At 67.7% G+C, this 16,300-nt stretch carries 15 protein-coding genes; 9 read left to right on the top strand and 6 right to left on the bottom strand.

All coding sequences use genetic code 11. From position 1 onward, the window contains the following. Positions 1-2: 2 nt before the first annotated feature. Positions 3-1,148, top strand: coding sequence for an acyl-CoA dehydrogenase family protein (locus FND50_RS27535; protein WP_144287814.1), 1,146 nt, complete (start codon positions 3-5; stop codon positions 1,146-1,148). Here the strand turns inward: FND50_RS27535 and FND50_RS27530 are convergent. Together FND50_RS27530 and FND50_RS27525 are read right to left on the bottom strand one after the other, a co-directional pair. Beyond that, positions 1,129-2,610, bottom strand: a complete 1,482-nt coding sequence (locus tag FND50_RS27530; protein WP_144287813.1) for an NAD(P)/FAD-dependent oxidoreductase — start codon at positions 2,608-2,610, stop codon at positions 1,129-1,131. The genes FND50_RS27535 and FND50_RS27530 overlap by 20 nt on opposite strands. After that, a complete protein-coding gene (locus tag FND50_RS27525; protein ID WP_144287812.1) occupies positions 2,607-3,542 on the bottom strand; it encodes a patatin-like phospholipase family protein in 936 nt (311 codons plus the stop codon). The genes FND50_RS27530 and FND50_RS27525 overlap by 4 nt, the downstream gene beginning before the upstream one ends. An 82-nt stretch (positions 3,543-3,624) precedes the next feature. Here FND50_RS27525 and FND50_RS27520 point away from each other — a divergent pair, with 82 nt between their 5' ends. Both FND50_RS27520 and FND50_RS27515 read left to right on the top strand, forming a co-directional pair. Then, entirely contained in the window at positions 3,625-4,248 is a 624-nt protein-coding gene (locus FND50_RS27520; RefSeq protein WP_005253918.1) for a TetR/AcrR family transcriptional regulator, read from the top strand. Positions 4,249-4,299: 51 nt separating this feature from the next. Beyond that, positions 4,300-5,877, top strand: a complete 1,578-nt coding sequence (locus FND50_RS27515) for an FMN-binding glutamate synthase family protein (RefSeq protein WP_206032162.1) — start codon at positions 4,300-4,302, stop codon at positions 5,875-5,877. Positions 5,878-5,894: 17 nt separating this feature from the next. On the opposite strand, the gene FND50_RS27510 is transcribed toward FND50_RS27515, so the two are convergent. The 3 genes from FND50_RS27510 to FND50_RS27500 all read right to left on the bottom strand — a co-directional run bounded on the left by FND50_RS27510 (position 5,895) and on the right by FND50_RS27500 (position 9,485). Further along, positions 5,895-6,917, bottom strand: coding sequence for a magnesium transporter CorA family protein (locus tag FND50_RS27510; protein ID WP_144287811.1), 1,023 nt, complete (start codon positions 6,915-6,917; stop codon positions 5,895-5,897). A gap of 37 nt (positions 6,918-6,954) precedes the next feature. Then, positions 6,955-8,154 (bottom strand): FAD-dependent monooxygenase, encoded by a 1,200-nt coding sequence (locus FND50_RS27505; protein WP_144287810.1) that lies wholly within the window; start codon positions 8,152-8,154, stop codon positions 6,955-6,957. Positions 8,155-8,222: 68 nt separating this feature from the next. Continuing rightward, positions 8,223-9,485, bottom strand: coding sequence for an aromatic acid/H+ symport family MFS transporter (locus tag FND50_RS27500; RefSeq protein WP_144287809.1), 1,263 nt, complete (start codon positions 9,483-9,485; stop codon positions 8,223-8,225). Between the two features lie 48 nt (positions 9,486-9,533). Between FND50_RS27500 and FND50_RS27495 the strand changes: the two genes are divergently transcribed. From FND50_RS27495 to FND50_RS27480, 4 genes are all read left to right on the top strand, one after another. Continuing rightward, entirely contained in the window at positions 9,534-10,340 is an 807-nt protein-coding gene (locus tag FND50_RS27495) for an IclR family transcriptional regulator (RefSeq protein ID WP_005253927.1), read from the top strand. A gap of 63 nt (positions 10,341-10,403) precedes the next feature. Further along, positions 10,404-11,483, top strand: coding sequence for a cupin domain-containing protein (locus FND50_RS27490; RefSeq protein ID WP_144287808.1), 1,080 nt, complete (start codon positions 10,404-10,406; stop codon positions 11,481-11,483). A 7-nt stretch (positions 11,484-11,490) separates the two neighbouring features. Further along, complete coding sequence (locus FND50_RS27485; RefSeq protein ID WP_087559642.1) at positions 11,491-12,318, top strand: fumarylacetoacetate hydrolase family protein; 828 nt, start codon at positions 11,491-11,493, stop codon at positions 12,316-12,318. Between the two features lie 11 nt (positions 12,319-12,329). After that, a complete protein-coding gene (locus FND50_RS27480) occupies positions 12,330-13,049 on the top strand; it encodes a maleylpyruvate isomerase family mycothiol-dependent enzyme (protein ID WP_144287807.1) in 720 nt (239 codons plus the stop codon). 12 nt (positions 13,050-13,061) lie between these two features. On the opposite strand, the gene FND50_RS27475 is transcribed toward FND50_RS27480, so the two are convergent. Then, on the bottom strand, positions 13,062-13,754 hold the full coding sequence (locus tag FND50_RS27475; protein WP_144287806.1) for an SDR family NAD(P)-dependent oxidoreductase: 693 nt from the start codon (positions 13,752-13,754) through the stop codon (positions 13,062-13,064). Between the two features lie 134 nt (positions 13,755-13,888). Here FND50_RS27475 and FND50_RS27470 point away from each other — a divergent pair, with 134 nt between their 5' ends. Then, on the top strand, positions 13,889-14,782 hold the full coding sequence (locus FND50_RS27470; RefSeq protein ID WP_144287805.1) for a LysR family transcriptional regulator: 894 nt from the start codon (positions 13,889-13,891) through the stop codon (positions 14,780-14,782). Positions 14,783-14,933: 151 nt separating this feature from the next. Further along, positions 14,934-16,298 carry an MFS transporter gene (locus FND50_RS27465; RefSeq protein WP_144287804.1) on the top strand — a complete coding sequence of 455 codons (1,365 nt, stop codon included), beginning with the start codon at positions 14,934-14,936 and terminating at the stop codon, positions 16,296-16,298. Positions 16,299-16,300: the final 2 nt, after the last annotated feature.

The following is a 16,300-nucleotide window of genomic DNA, read 5'->3' as shown; positions in this document are numbered from 1 at the left end:
CGATGAAGAAGCACATCCCGTCGTGGCTCGACGACGAGGTGAAGGCCCTGTCCGAGCTCGCGGTCGGGTTCTTCGAACGTGAGGTAGTCGCGCACAACGAGAAGTGGGACGCCCAGCATCGCATCGACCGTGCGGTGTGGCTCGCGGCCGGCAAGCTGGGGTTGCTGTGCTGCTCGATCCCGGAGGAGTACGGCGGCGGTGGGGGCACGTTCGCGCACGATCTCGCCGTGTTCGAGGCCCAGGGCTATGCCGGCGACCTCGCGCTCGGCATCTCGGTGCATTCGGGCATCGTGGCGCACTACCTCCTCGAGTACGGCACCGAGGAGCAGAAGAAGACCTGGCTGCCGGCGATGGCGACCGGGGAGATTCTCGGCGCCATCGGCATGACCGAGCCCGGTGCCGGCTCGGATCTCAAGGCGATCAAGACCACCGCCATCCGGGACGGTGACGAGTACATCGTCAACGGGTCGAAGACGTTCATCACCAACGGTGCGTCGGCCGACATGATCGTGCTGGCGGTCACGACCGACCCGAAGGCAGGCGCCAAGGGGGTGGCGCTGCTGATCGTGGATCTGCGGGACTGCCCGGGGTTCGCTGTCGGGCGGGTGCTGGACAAGGTCGGTCAGCACGGGGCCGACACGTCGGAGTTGTCGTTCACCGACGTGCGGGTGCCGGTGTCGAATCTGCTCGGCGAGGAGGGGCAGGGTTTCGGGCAGCTGATGGCGCAGTTGGTGCAGGAGCGGTTGATCATCGGCGCGCAGGCGTCCGGTGCGATGACGCGTGCGGTGGAGGACACCGTTGCGTACACGAAGTCGCGGCAGGCGTTCGGGCACAGTCTGTTCGAGTTCCAGAACACGGCGTTCGAGCTCGCCGAGTGCCAGACCATCGCCCGCACGTGTGCGGTGTTCCTGGACCACTGCATCGAGGCGCACCTTCGTGGGGAACTGGACCCGTCCGAGGCGGCGATGGTCAAGTACTGGCTCACCGAGCAGCAGTGCGCGGTGATCGACCGGTGCGTGCAGTTGCACGGCGGTTACGGGTACATGCGCGAGTACCTGATCGCCCGGATGTACGAGGACGCCCGCGTCCAGAAGATCTACGCGGGCGCCAACGAGGTGATGAAGGGAATCATCGCGAAGTCGCTGTAGCCGACGCCGGCTCACACGACACGTCATACGCCGCCTCGTCGAACCGGCCGAGTCGCTGCCGCATGCGGTCGGTCGACCACGGCCAGTTGAAGCTGTTGCGGCCGTTGACGTCGAGGAAGTAGCTCTGGCAGCCACCGGCGTTGTACACGGTGGTGGCCAGGGCTTCCTGGACCTGGGCGTTGAACGCGTCCTGCACTTCCCGGCGCGGTTCCATCCTGGTCCACCCGTTGCTCCGGGCAGTGGTGACGGCCTGGATCAGGTAGTCAAGTTGCGCCTCGAGGATCATGAACGCCGACGTGTGGCCGGTGCCCAGCGCGGGCCCGAGGAGGACGAAGGCGTTGGGAAAACCCGCGACGGTGGTGCCGAGGTAGGCCTGCGGGCTGCCCTTCCAGTGATCGTCGAGGCTGCGACCGTCGCCGTCGAACACCGTGGCACCGATCGGCATGTCGAGAATGTGGAAGCCGGTGCCGAAGATGATGGCGTCCACTTCCCGTTCTGCGCCGTCGCTGCCGATGACGACGTTTCCGCGCACCGACTCCACGGCGTTGGCATGCACCTCGACATTCGGGCGGGTGAGTGCGGGGTAGTAGGTGTTGGACAGCAGCAGTCGCTTGCACCCGAGCGTGTAGTCGGGGGTCAACGCCGTGCGCAGCTTCGGATCCCGCACCTGCGCGCGGAGTTGTGCCTTGCCGACCTGCTGGATCACCCGCAGGATCCACGGGTGCCGGAAACCGAGTCCGAGCGATTCCATGATCGCGTACTCGACGCGTCGCAGCGCGCGGATCGCACCCGGTACCCGGCGCATGATCGCGCGCTCGACGCCGGGCAGGGTGTGATCCGGTTTCGGTAGCACCCACTGCGCGGTGCGCTGGTAGAGATGCAGCGATTCGACCTGCGGCTGGATCGCCGGGACGAATTGCACTGCGGACGCACCGGTTCCGACGACGGCCACGCGTTTGCCGGTGAGGTCGTAGGTGTGATTCCAGCGGGAGGAATGGAACACCTCGCCGGTGAAGGTGTCGAGGCCGGGGATGGTGGGAACGAGCGGTTCGTTCCACGGTCCGGCGGCGGCGATGACAGCGTGTGCGGTGAACGTGCCCGCGGACGTGTCCACCGTCCACCGCCTGCTCTGTTCGCTCCACTGGGCACGCTGCATCTCGGTGCCGAACTTCACGTGTGCGGGCACCCCGTGTTCGGCGGCGGTGCGCTCGATGTACCCGCGGATCTCCTCCTGTCCGGCGAACAACCGCGACCACTCCCGGTTGGGTGCGAACGAGTAGGAGTACAGGGCCGAGGGGACGTCGCACGCGCAGCCCGGGTAGGTGTTGTCGCGCCAGGTCCCGCCCAGCGCGTCCCCCTTCTCGAGGATGGCGAAGTTGTCGATTCCGCTCTGCTTCAGACGAATTGCGGCTCCGATACCGGAGATCCCGGCACCGACGATCAGAATGTCGTAATGCTTCATGCGCGTACTCCGTTCGCGAGCTGAGTGCGGATGGTGACGAGGGAATGTTCGAGTGTGGCGAGCCGGCGCCGGCCGTCCATGAAGTTCGGACCCATGACCGCGAGGTCCTCGGCGGTCGCGTCGAGGCGTATCACCCGGGTGCCGGCCGCCTCCAGCTTCGCGATCTCGGCGTCCAGCCCGGAACTCATCCAGTTCCGCAGCATCAGGCGTTCGATCCGGGCCGCCCCGCGGCCGGCGATGCGGCCGGTCGACGCCATCGGTGCCAGCACGACCACCTCGTCGAGTTCGAGGGGCAGCACCAGGTCGGCGGACGCCGTGGACGCCGCGCCGCCGTCGACGAACCGGCGGCCGCCGATCGGGACCGGGGGATACCAGCCGGGAATCGCCCACGACGCCCGCAGCGCCTCGGACAGGGTCGCGGCCGGTGCACCGGGTGAGCCGAACGCGACGCGCTCTCCCGTGTCGTAGTCCATGCTCACCAGCCACGTCGCCGGGTGGCGCACCCAGCCGGAGTCGCAGGCGAACCGTTGTGCGAGCCGGTCGAGCCAGGCCGCGTCGCCGCGGCCGCGGGGGAGCAGTCCGCTCGCGGCGGTCACGGGTGGCAGCCCGCGGCGCAACAGCCCTGGCGAACCGAGGCCCGGCCCGGGGAGTGGCGGGAACCGTCCCGGTGCGGCGGCGAGGTGTCCGTCGAGCGCCGGATGGGTGGGCCCACCGAGCTGCATCGCGAGCAGTTCGTCGACGCCCGCCCCGCCACCCAGCATGGTGACGAGTTCGGCGCCGGCGGACGTGCCCACGAGTACGTCGGCGTCGCGTGGGTCCCAGCCCAGCGCGTCGCTCACGGCGACCAGGGCCGCCACGGTCCAGGCCGCGCCGAGCGTGCCGCCGCAACCGATCACCAGTCCGCGGCTGAGTTGTATGTCACTCGAAGTCATATCTAGAACCTAGCAGAAACCAGATACCGGCGGTATATGAAAATTGGAATATTCTCGCAGGGGCTTCGAAGAAAGGGTGAGCATGGCGCGATTGACCAGGTCGGAGAGTCAGGCGCGCACGCGGGCGCATCTCGTCGCGACTGCACGCGACCTCTTCCTGGCTGACGGGTACGCGGCCACGTCGCTCGAGAAGGTGGCCGACGAGGCCGGCTATTCCAAGGGGGCGGTGTACTCCAACTTCAAGAACAAGAAGGAACTGTGCCTCGAGGTGCTCGGGCTCATCCACGCCACCAAGGGGCAGGAGATCGCCGAGGCGCTCGGCGGTGGCGACACGATGGAGGAGCGACTCGAGGCGTTCCAGTCCTGGGCGGAGAAGACGCTCGGCGACGTCGGATGGACCATGCTCGAGTTCGAGCTGATCGTGTTGTCCCGCCACGATCCCGAACTCCGCGACGCACTCACCGCCACCCTCGGGGTCGCGCGGGAGATCACGGTGACACTGCTGAAGTCGTTCACCGACTCACTCGGGGTCGTCCTGCCGGTGCCCGCGGAGGATGCGGCCGGCAGCATCCTCAGCCTCGGTGTCGGACTGGGTATTCAGCGCGCCATCGATCCGACCATTTCCGCTCGGGTGGTCACCGACAACTTGCGGGTGCTGCTTTCGGTGTCGCAGGAGGCTCCGACTCCGGGGTCCGTGCCGGGGTGAAATTGGCGCGAGGAGCCGATCCGAGTGGCGGCGCGCGCGTACGGTGAATTCATGAAGCGGTGGAACGTCCTGGCAATTCCGGCTGCCGCCGCGGCTGCGATCGCGTCGTACGACCTTGTTCAGCGACGCCACGCGCTGCTCCGGAATTTTCCCGTGGTCGGGCACGGACGTTATCTGCTCGAGTCGCTCGGCCCGGAACTCCGGCAGTACATTACGACCGGCAACGACGAGGAACGTCCCTTCACCCGGGACCAGCGTCGCTGGGTGTACGCGTCGTCGAAGCGGGTGACCGACACGTTCGGGTTCGGTACGGACAACGACATCGAGTTCACCGACGGCTACACCATCATCAAGCACCGGACGTTCTCGGAGATTCCTCCCTCGGCGATGCCGCATGCCGACGAACATCTCGCGATTCCGTCGGCGAAGGTGCTCGGTGCCGCCCGCGGCCGGACGCATGCATTCCGCCCGCGCTCCATCGTGAACATCTCGGGGATGAGTTTCGGGGCGCTGTCGTCCGCGGCCGTGGTCGCTCTCAACCGTGGTGCCGCTGCCACCGATTGCCTGCACAACACCGGCGAGGGTGGAATCTCCCGATACCACCGGAACGGCGCAGACCTGATCTTCCAGATCGGGACCGCGTATTTCGGCTGCCGCGACGAGGACGGCCGGTTCGACCTGGCGCGGCTCCGGGCGCTGGTCGAGTCGGCGCCGGTGCGGGCCATCGAGATCAAACTCAGCCAGGGCGCGAAACCGGGCCTCGGGGGTCTCCTGCCCGGGGCGAAGGTGACACCGGAGATCGCCGAGATCAGAGGCGTACCGGAGGGCCGTGACTGCATCAGCCCGTCCCGGCACACGGCCTTCCGTGACGTCGACAGCATGCTCGACTGGGTGGAGCTCCTCGCCGCCGAGACGGGGCTGCCGGTCGGGATCAAGTCCGCGGTCGGCGACCCGACGTTCTGGGACCTGCTGGTCGACGCGATGAGCAACTCCGGGCGGGGTGTCGACTTCGTGACCATCGACGGGGGTGAGGGCGGTACCGGCGCGGCACCGCTGGTGTTCACCGACGCGGTCTCACTGCCGTTCCGTAGCGGCTTCGCGCGCGTGTACGCCAAGTTCGCGGAAGCCGGTCTGACCGACGGCATCACGTTCATAGGCTCGGGCAAGCTGGGCCTGCCCGACAATGCCGTGGCGGCGATGTCGCTCGGATGCGACTTGATCAATGTGGCGCGTGAGCCGATGCTCGCGGTCGGGTGCATCCAGGCGCAGAAGTGCCACACCGATCGGTGCCCGACGGGTGTTGCGACGCAAAACCCCTGGCTCGCACACGGACTCGACGCCGGCATCAAATCGGTCCGGGCCGCGAACTACCTGCGGGCGTTGCGCCGGGACGTATTCAAGGTGGCCGAGGCGTGTGGTGTCGCGCACCCGGGCCTGATCACCGCGTCGGACGTCGAGGTCGCGGACGGCAACCGGCATTCGATCACGCTCGCCGACCTCTACGGTTACCGGACCGGCTGGGGGTTGCCCGGTGACGCCGACCGTGCCGAGATCACCCGCCTGATGAGCGAGGCCGCCGCCGTTCCCGCGGGCGAGACCGGGTCGCCAGGAGCGAAGACGGCGCCCTGAGGGCGTGTCCGTCCCGACTACAGCCAGTCGCGTCGGCGGAACAGGATGTAGAGCAGGGTGGCCGACGTCACGATCACGATGGTGCTGGCGATCATTCCCGACAGTTGCCCGACTCCGGGAAACAAGACGTTCTGACCGAACCACCCGGTCACCGCGGTGGGAACCGCGATGATGGCCGCCCAACCGGTGAGCTTCTTCATGACGGTGTTGAGCCGGGCATCCTGGAGCGACAGATTCGTCTCGAAGACGGTCACCACCATGTCGCGCAACGACTCCGTCCACTCCGCGGCGCGCGTCACGTGGTCGTAGAGATCGGTGTACAAGCTGTCGAGAACCGGCGACTTGTCGCGTCCTGATTCGGCGCGCCCGCGCATGACGGCGCCCACCACCTCACGCATCGGCAGCACGACGCGACGCAGTTGCACCAGTTCCTTCCGCAGCCGGTACGTGCGCTGCTGAATCTCCCGGGTCCGCGCGGACTCGTCGAACAAGCCCTCCTCGAGCGCTTCGATCGCGTCGTCGATCGTCTCGATCGTCTCGAACTGCCCGTCCACGATGGCGTCGAGCAGTCCGTGCAGGAGCGCGAGTGCGCCGGAACCCGGTGTGAGCAGTGTGGGGTCCTCCTCCCAGCGCTCCACCACCTGCGACATGTCGAATCGATCGTCCCGCCGCACCGTGATGATCCCGTTCGACACCACGAACGCGGAGACGCGGCTGAGCCGAAGCCGGGAATCGAGGACGCCGAGAGTGCTGACGTCGTCGGTCTCGAACCAGGTGGCGTACGCGGTCACGAACGCATGGCCCGCATAGCGCGTCGCCTTCGGCCGCTCACCGCGGGCGACGGCATCCTCGATGGCGTTCGGATCGAGCGACCACTCGGCCGCAAGCTCGGTCAGGCACTCGTGGTCGGGGTCGCACAGGTCGACCCACACGAGCGCATTCTCGTCCTTCACCTGTTCGGACACGTCGGCAAGCGGGAAATCCTTGCCGACGCACTCGCCGTCGCGCCACACACGGGTCTGCACCAGGTTGAGGGTCACGCTCCCAGTCTGCCGAACCATTCCGGCAGGGAAGCGGTTATGACGCGCGATCGGACGAATACCTCCACAGCCAGTCGGTGTACTTGTAGCTCGACGTGTCGCGGGTGCGGAACAGTTCGTTGCGCGCGATGCGGGCGGTGCCGTCGAGGTGCCACAGCTCGCCCCACATGCGTCCGGTGGTGAGGATGCGGTTGCAGCGCGGTGCGCGTTCGGTGTTGACCTCCTTCAGGATCTGCGGCCACGCGGAGTTTCCGCCTGCGGAGAAGTCTTCGGCGGCATAGTCGGCGAGGCACTTGGCGTCCTCGATCGCCATCACGGCTCCCGAGGCCAGGTACTGCAGTGGCGGGTGCGCTGCGTCGCCGAGCAGGATCATCCGCCCGTCCACCCAGTTCTCGATCGGCTCGCGGTCGTACATCGGCCACCACCGGTCCTTCCACAGGTAGTCGATCCCGCGGCGGACGTTCTCGTGGCAGTACGCGTAGGCCTGTTCGAGCTCCTCGGGTCCACCCCAGTTCTCGATTCCGTTCTTGAAACCGGGCGATTCGAACACCGCGACCTGGTTGAGCATTTCGCCGCCGCGCAGCGGGTACTGGATGAAGTGGCACCGCGGTCCGATGTACCCGACCACATCCTCGATGTCCTCGTCGAGTGCGACGTCCTGGTACGGGGTGGTGCCCCGGTAGGCGGCGTAGCCGGAGGACACGGGTTCGTCGTCCGAGATCTTCTCCCGCAGCCGGGATTTGAGGCCGTCCATGCCGAGCGCGATGTCCGCTTCGTGCCTGCAGCCGTCGTCGGTGCCGACGGTCACCTTGTCACCGTCGGTGATCACGTCGGTGACGGTGACGCCCGTGTGCAGTTCGGCGCCCGCAGCCCGCGCGGCGTCGACGAGGGTCGCGTGCAGGTCACTGCGGTGGGTGACGAAGTACGGTCCGCCGTAGCGGGCGCGGAAGTCGGCGCCGAGGTCGATCGTGGTGAGCACCTCCGCGGTGATCGCGTCGCGGAACACGATGTTCTTCGGCAGGAAGGCCCGGGAGAGAACGTCGTCGAGCACGCCCCAGGAGTCGAGGATGCGGGCGCCGTGCGGTCCGACCTGCAGTCCGGCGCCGACCTCACCGAACTCGGAGGCACGTTCGAACAACGTGACGTTCGCGCCCTTCCGGGCGAGAGCCAGGGCGTTGGCCGCGCCACCGATCCCGCCTCCGGCGATGATGATGCGTGCGTCCTGCAGATTCGACATGACAGTTCCTTCGTTTCGAGCGTTCGGGGCATGTGAGTGGCAATGCGTGCCGGGGCACGCGGCGGCACTCACGTGGGGGAGGGGAAGCGGCGCCAGATCACGGTGAGCAGCAGTGCGGCGACGAGGGCGCTGACACCGAAGAGGATGAAATTGGAATCCGCGCCGAGTCCGGCGGCCAGGAGCCAGCCACCGATCTGCGGTGCGGCGACGGCACCGATACGGCCGACACCCAGCGCCCAGCCGAGGGCGGTGCCCCGGAGGTAATCGGGGTAGTAGGACGCGACCGCCGCGATGATGAGGCACTGAGTTCCGTGTGTCCCGACGCCGGCGAGCACGAAGATCACATAGATCAGCGCCACCGGTGGGCCGGTGAGCAACGTCAGCAACGCGAGACCCGCGAGGAGTGCGGCGACGATGCTCGTGGGGATCGTGCCGAACCGGACGCCGCCCCACGCGGTGACGAACGAGCCCGCCACGGCGCCGAGGTTGAGTGCGAGCGCGAACGTGAGCGTGCTGCCGAGATCGGTTCCCTCGCCCTGCATGAGTTTGGGCAGCCACGTGCCGAGGCCGTACCAGGCGAGCAGGGTGACCACGGTGGCGAGCGCGAACATGATGCTGACAGACCGGCACCGGGTACCGAGCAGTGCGCTGAAGCCGGTTGCCGGCCGCACCTCCGTCGACGTTACCGCGGCGGTGTGATCGGGCAGCGTCGACGTTACCGCGGCGGTGTGATCGGGCAGCGTCTTCCACGCGATCGGCACCAGCAGGATCAGCGGGACGAGCGCGAAGACGAACATCGGCTGCCAACCCCAGTTCGGGATGACGGGGATGCCGATCAGTGCCGCGATCGAACCGCCGATGGGAACACCGGACATCATCATCGTGGCCACCGCGGCGCGCCACTTCGCGGGGATCAGCTCTGCGGCAAGTGCATTGGAGGTCGGCACGAGGCCGCCCAAGCCGAGTCCGGCGATCAGACGCAATGCGCCGAACATGACCGGTCCGGTCGCCAGCGCACACAGCGCGGTGAACACGGACAGGACGATCGCGCATCCGATCACCGCGCGTTTGCGTCCCACCACGTCGGAGAGGCGTCCCGCGAGCACGGCGCCGATCATCATCCCGAGGAATGCGAGGCTGCCGAGCGTGCCCGCGGTCGCGGCGCTGATGCCCCATTCCTTCTGCAGGCTGGGGATGACGTTGCCGTAGACGATGAGGTCGTAGCCGTCGAAGACTACGAACAGCCAGCAGACGACGACGGCGATCATGGCGGTGCGGTCCAGTCCGACCCGGTTCACCGGTGGCGCCGCGGTGGTGGCTGTGAGGGGCATGAATCGAGGGTGATGCGGCGCACAGCCCACGTGCAATAAAGTTCTGCTGTGCAGAAGAAGCGAACGATCGAAAAGCCGACGTACATGTTGGAGTCCGTCGACAACGCGTTGCGCCTCCTGCAAATGCTGCGCGACGTCGGCGGGCTGCGGCTCAAGGATGCTGCGGAGGAACTCGGCATCGCGCCGTCCACCGCGCACCGGCTGCTGGCAATGCTGGTGTACCGGGGGTTCGCCGTTCAGGACGAGAAACGCATGTACCACCCCGGGTCGGCGATGGGCGCCGGCCCCGCACAGCGCGGGTGGACCCGTGAATTCACCGACCTCTGCCGGCCCCACATGGAAGCCCTCGCGATCCTGTGCGGCGAGACCGTCAACCTCGTGATCCGCGTCGGCACCCAGGCGCGCTTCCTGTCGTCCGCCGAGTCGACCGGGATGTTGCGCGTGGGCGACCGTCAGGGGCAGGTGCTCGACGCGGAATTGACTGCGGGCGGGCGCATTCTGCTGGCAGAACTGCCGAGGGAGACGCTCGAACAGCTGTACCTGAGGCCCGCGGATCTGGCCGACGACGAACGCGAGTGGGGTGACCGCCGTCTGTCACCCGACGACTTCGAGCGGTTCCGGCGCGAACTGTCCGCCGCCCGCGCAGTCGGATTCGCCGTCAACGTGCAGCAGACCGAGGAAGGGGTCGCGGCGTTCGGTGTCGCGATCCGGAACCGGGCCCGCACGGCCGTCGGGGCGCTGACGGTGGCCGTGCCGATCACCCGCTTCCGACAGCACTCACAGGGACCGCTGGTGTCGCAGATCAAGAACGCGATCCGCGAGCTCGAAGTGGACATCGCCGACCTCGAACCCTGACAGCAATTCTGCACAGAAGAATTCTGTATCGGCCGGGACGCCGACCCTCCTAGCGTCGATGCCATGACCGCTACCGAACCGCACCTCGACGACGACGCTCCACTCGCCCAGTTGTACCGGGACTTCGAGAGCGAACACCTGAAACCGTTGTGGACCCAGCTCGGTGATCTGATGCCGATGACGCCGACGTCGCGGGCGGTGCCGTTCGTGTGGAAGTGGTCGACGTTGTATCCGTTGGCGCAGCGGGCCGGGGATCTGGTGCCGGTCGGCCGGGGCGGGGAACGCCGGGCGATCGCCCTGGCGAACCCCGGCCTGGGTGGGGTGCCGTATGTGACGCCGACGTTATGGGCGGCGATCCAGTATCTGGGCCCGAAGGAGGTGGCGCCCGAGCACCGGCACGCGCAGAACGCGTTCCGGTTCGTCGTCGAGGGGCAGGGGGTGTGGACGGTCGTCAACGGGGACCCGGTCGCGATGCGGCGCGGCGACTTCCTGCTGACCCCGGGCTGGCATTTCCACGGCCACCACAACGAAACCGATCAGCCGATGGCCTGGATCGACGGCCTCGACATCCCGTTCGTGCACTACACCGACACCGGGTTCTTCGAATTCGGGTCCGAGAACGTCACCGACGACTCCACCCCGGACGTGTCCCGGTCGGAGCGGTTGTGGGCGCATCCGGGGCTGCGACCGCTGGTCGGGTTGGACGCGAAAACGTCCTCGCCGATCGCGGCGTACCGGTGGGAGCACACCGACGCCGCACTGCGCGAGCAACTGGCACTCGAGGACGAGGGGTTTGCGGCGACCACCGAACCCGGTCACGCCGCGGTCCGCTACACCAACCCGACCACCGGCGGCGACGTGATGCCCACGATCCGCGCCGAGTTCCACCGCCTCCGCGCGGGCGCCCGCACCCGGCCCCGCCGCGACGTCGGGTCGACCGTCTACCAGGTGTTCGACGGGACGGGGCGGTTCGTCCTCGGCGGCCAGGCCCGCACCGTGGCCACGGGCGACATGATCGTCGTCCCGTCCTGGACGGAGTGGTCGATCGAGGCCGACACCGAGTTCGACCTGTTCGCGTTCTCCGACGCCCCCATCGTCGAGCGCCTGCACTTTGCCCGCACATTCATCTCCGAAGGAGCCTGACAATCCCATGAAGCTTGCCACCCTGCGCCGCGGCGGTGCCACTGTCGCCGTCCGCGTCGATTCCGACACCACCGGCACGATCATCGACGGGTACCCGGACCTGTCCGCCCTGCTGACCGACCCGGACTGGAGGTCGATCGCGGACAACGCGTCCGGTGCCACCGTCGACCTCGACGGCGCCGACTACGCCCCGGTGGTCCCGCACCCGGGGAAGATCATCTGCGTCGGCCTCAACTACGCCAACCACATCCAGGAGATGGGCCGCGATCTGCCGCAGTATCCGACCCTGTTCGCGAAGTTCAAGGAAGCGTTGACCGGCCCGTACGACGACGTGATCGTCCCGGCGTATGCCGCCGCCCAGCTGGACTGGGAGGGGGAGTTGGCGTTCGTCGTCGGCCGGCAGGCGTACCAGGTGCCCGAGGCCGACGCCGAGTCCTACATCGCCGGGTATTCGGTGATGAACGATTACACGATGCGCGACTACCAGTACCGGACGCTGCAGTGGGATCAGGGCAAGACGTTCGAGAAGACCAGCGGCTTCGGGCCGTTCCTGACGACCACCGACTCCTACACGTTCGGCGGCACCCTGGTCACCACCCTGGAGGGGCAGGTGGTGCAGACCACCACCACCGACGATCTGGTGTTCACCCCGGCCAGGCTGGTGGAGTACATCTCGCACATCGTGACGTTGCAGCCCGGGGACGTGGTGATCACCGGCACCCCCGGCGGGGTCGGGCACGCCCGCAAGCCCGGTCTCTACATTCAGGACGGGCAGACCGTCGAGGTCACCATCGAGGGCCTGGGCACCGTCCGCAACACGACGATCGTCAAATAGGGGTGCACCCGGTGGGTTTCCACGATCTCGATGTGTCCGAGCGGCTGCTGATCGCCCGCCGCGGCACCGCCTACTTCGCGCAACGCCTCGCCGAGGTGTCCGATTCCGACCTCGACGGGGAGACCCTCCTGTCGGGGTGGTCGCGTCGACATCTGGTGGCGCACGTCGGTTACAACGCGGCCGCGTTGTGCCGGCTGCTGGACTGGGCCGCCACCGGGGTGCAGACCCCGATGTATGCGTCGCCGGAGCAGCGGGGCCGGGAGATCGCCGAGGGCGCCACCCTGTCGGCGGCGGCGCTGCGGAACCTGTTCGACCACACCGTCGCCCGGCTCGACGAGAAGTGGCGCAAGCTGCCGGCCTCGGCGTGGGAGGCGCAGGTCCGCACCGCGCAGGGCCGGCTGGTGCCGGTGTCGGAGACGGCGTGGATGCGCACCCGGGAGGTGTGGATCCACGCGGTCGACCTCGGCAACGGCGGCCGGTTCGGCGACTTCCCCGACGTGGTCCTCGAGTCGCTGCTCACCGACATCGTCGGGATGTGGCAGCGCAAGGACCTCGGCGCCGGTCTGATACTCGCGGTCGACGGAGGTGAACCGGTTGCCGTGCAGCCGGATTCATCGCCGGCGGACAAGGTGTCCGGGCCCCTCGCCGCGGTCGTGCGGTGGGCCGCCGGACGCGGCACCGTCGGCGTAGGAATCGAAGGGGATCTGAAACAGCCACCGCACTGGCTGTAAGCGAGTGTCCCGCTAGTACGACGCCCTGCCACCGCTGGCGTCGTAGACGGCGCCGGTCGAGAAGCTGAGCGCTTCCGAGCACAGCCATGCGACGAGTTCGGCGATCTCCTCGGGCCGTCCCATCCGGGCCATCGGGGTCAGGCTCTGCGACCGCGCGAGGATCGCCGGGTCGGTGCCGGCATTCATCGGGCTCTCCACTGCAGCGGGCGCCACCACGTTGGCCAGGACACCGGTTTGCGCGACCTCCTTGCCGAGTGATTTCGTCAGCGCGATCACGGCGGCCTTCGACGCCGAGTAGGCGCTCTGGTTGGGATTTCCATCCTTCGCCGCGATGCTCGCCAGATTCACGACCCGCCCCCAGCCGGCGTCGGCCATGGCCGGCACGAACGCGCGGCAGAGGAGGAACGTCCCGTCGACGTTGATGCGGAACGTGCGGCGCCAGTCCTCGAGGTCGACGTCCACCAGGGGAGCGGACGGTCCCACGACACCGGCGCTGTTGACGAGGATGTCGACACGGCCGAGCCGGGCGGCGAGCTTCTCGACGGCGTCGGCGTCGGTGACGTCGAGGTGCTCGTCGGCCCCAGCGGCGACGTCGGCGGTGACGACGCGGACCCCGGCGCCGGCGAGGCGTTTCGCGCACGCCGCACCGATTCCGCTCGCTCCGCCGGTGACGAGCGCGGTCGCGCCCTCGGGATACGTGGCCATGGTGGTTTCTCCTCGCGACTGTGTGCGCATTAGTCTTGTTCTATGTGCGAAATCGGAATGATCGGTTTCGCACTGTGTACGAATTGGAATATATGGGCTGAGCCACACACATCAAACTCGCCGAAGGGAATCCGATGGAGATTCGCTGGCTGCAAGCGTTCGTCGCCGTCGCCGAAGAACTGCATTTCGGCAGGGCCGCCGCGCGGCTCCAGATGGCCCAGTCGCCGCTGAGTCAGACGGTGCGCAAACTCGAGAAGGACATCGGCGTGCCGTTGTTCGAGCGGAGCACCCGCAGTGTGGCCCTGACGTCGGCCGGCCACACGTTCCTGCCGCACGCCTACCGCATTCTCGAGAGTGTCGACATCGCGCGGCAGGCCACCCGCGCGTCCGCCGGGGGCGTGTACGGCCGCATCAAGATCGGCTTCACGGGCGTGCTCAATCACCTGTCGCTGCCCCCGCTCACCCGTGCACTCCGGCAGCGCTACCCCGACATCGAACTCACCCTCGTCGGACGCATCATGACCCGCGACGCCATCACTCAACTCGACAGTGGCGCACTCGATCTCGCGTTCGTCGGACTTCCCGTGGAGACCGCCTCGGTGTCCACCCGGTTGATCCGCCGCGAGCCGTTCGGGGCGGTGCTCCCGGCGGACCACCCGCTCGCCTCGGAGCCGGAGATCGACTTGCGCGACCTCGCCGAAGACGGGTTCGTCACGACACCGCTGTCGGCAGGCTCGGCATTGCAGGAGGTCGCGATGCGGGCCTGTGTCGATGCGGGATTCCGTCCCCGCGTGGTGCAGGAGATCACCGACCCGTACATGATCCTGATGCTGGTGGCGACGGGTGTCGGCGTGGCGCTCATGACGTCGGGTATTGCCGCGCTCACGCCCCCGGGCACGGTGTTCGTGCCGCTCACCGGCGAGCCGATCTACATGAACCACGGACTCGCCTGGTCCCCGCGTCGGGTCTCCGACGCGCTCCGGGTGGCCCTCACGGTATCGGAGAACATTCTCCCGACGCCCGATTAGGACATTTTCGGTCTATATCTAAGACTTTTTTTGCGCTGGACTGCGCATAGTCCGCCATGACACGCTCGTCACGGTCCGGAACTTCGTGTGAGGTGGGTCACCCTCGAAGAAGCCTTGCGGCGCACCGGATCCCTGGGACGAAAGGAACACCATGGCAAGCACGTCTACTCGCGACACCGGGGGACAACCGAACGAGAACGCCCGCCGGGCCGCCGTCTCGGGATTCCTCGGCAGCACGCTCGAGTACTACGACTTCTTCATCTACGGGTCCGCGGCAGCGCTGGTCTTCCCGCGGATCTTCTTCCCGGGCGGAGGAGCCACGGCGACCCTGCTGTCGATCGGCACGCTCGGTGTGGCGTACATCGCGCGTCCACTCGGCGCAGTGCTGTGGGGACATCTCGGGGATCGATACGGGCGCAAGAATTCGCTGCTGGCGTGCCTCCTGCTCATGGGTATCGCGACCGTGGTCGTCGGCTGCCTGCCCACGTACGACCAGATCGGTATCGCCGCGCCCATCATCCTGGTGCTCCTGCGGTTGCTGCAGGGCCTGTCGGCCGGCGGCGAATCGCCCGGGTCCTCCGCGTTGACGCTCGAACACGCACCGGACAACCGTCGCTCGTTCTACACCTCGTTCACCATGAGCGGCATCATGTTCGGCATCGTCATCTCGAGCCTGGTGTTCATTCCCGTGGCCGCGCTGCCCGACGACGCGCTCTACTCGTGGGGCTGGCGTGTGCCCTTCCTGCTCAGCATCTTCGTGACGGGTGTTGCGGTCTGGCTGCGTCGCAAGCTCGACGAGCCGGAGGTCTTCGAAGAGCTGAAGGAACACGACGACACGGCGGGCATCCCCGTCGTCGAGATGTTCCGCTCGCACTGGCGCACCGTGATCCGCATCAGCCTCAGCGCGACGTTCGCGATGATCAACACCATCGTCAACGTCTTCGCGCTGGCGTACGCCGTGCAGGTCGCCGGGCTCGAACGCTCCACGATGCTGTGGGCCATCGCCGTCGCCAACTTCGTCGCGGTCCTCACCCAGCCGCTGTTCGGAATGCTCGCCGACCGGATCGGCCGCAAACCGGTGTTCGTGACGGGCGCCGTCGGTGCCGCCGGCATGGTGTTCGTGTTCTTCCACGCGATCGGAACGGGCAGCGCGCCGATGGTGTTCGCAGCCGGCATCGTTCTGATCGGCCTGTTCTACGCGATGCCCAACGGCGTGTACCCGGCGTACTTCCCCGAGCAGTTCCCCGCCAAGGTCCGGTACACCGGAATGGCCGTGAGCCTGATGCTCGGACTTCTGGTCGCCGGCTTCACCCCGGCCATCGCGCAGTGGCTGTCGGCGGGCGACACCGCGAACTGGACCCCGGTCGCCTGGATGTGCCTGGGCTTCGCGCTGCTGTCGTCGGTCGCCGCACTCACCGGTCCCGAGACCTACCGCACCCCCACCGAGCAGCTCGGCGAACCCGGCACGACGACGGTCGGCGCCCGGCACCAGACGCTCGTCCGCAACGACGCCTGAAC

Origin of the sequence: Rhodococcus sp. WB9 (assembly GCF_007558985.1) — a bacterium.
Classification (GTDB): Bacteria; Actinomycetota; Actinomycetes; order Mycobacteriales; family Mycobacteriaceae; genus Rhodococcus_F; species Rhodococcus_F opacus.
Note: the sequence above shows the minus strand (reverse complement) of the source record. Positions and strands in the feature narration are given on the sequence as shown.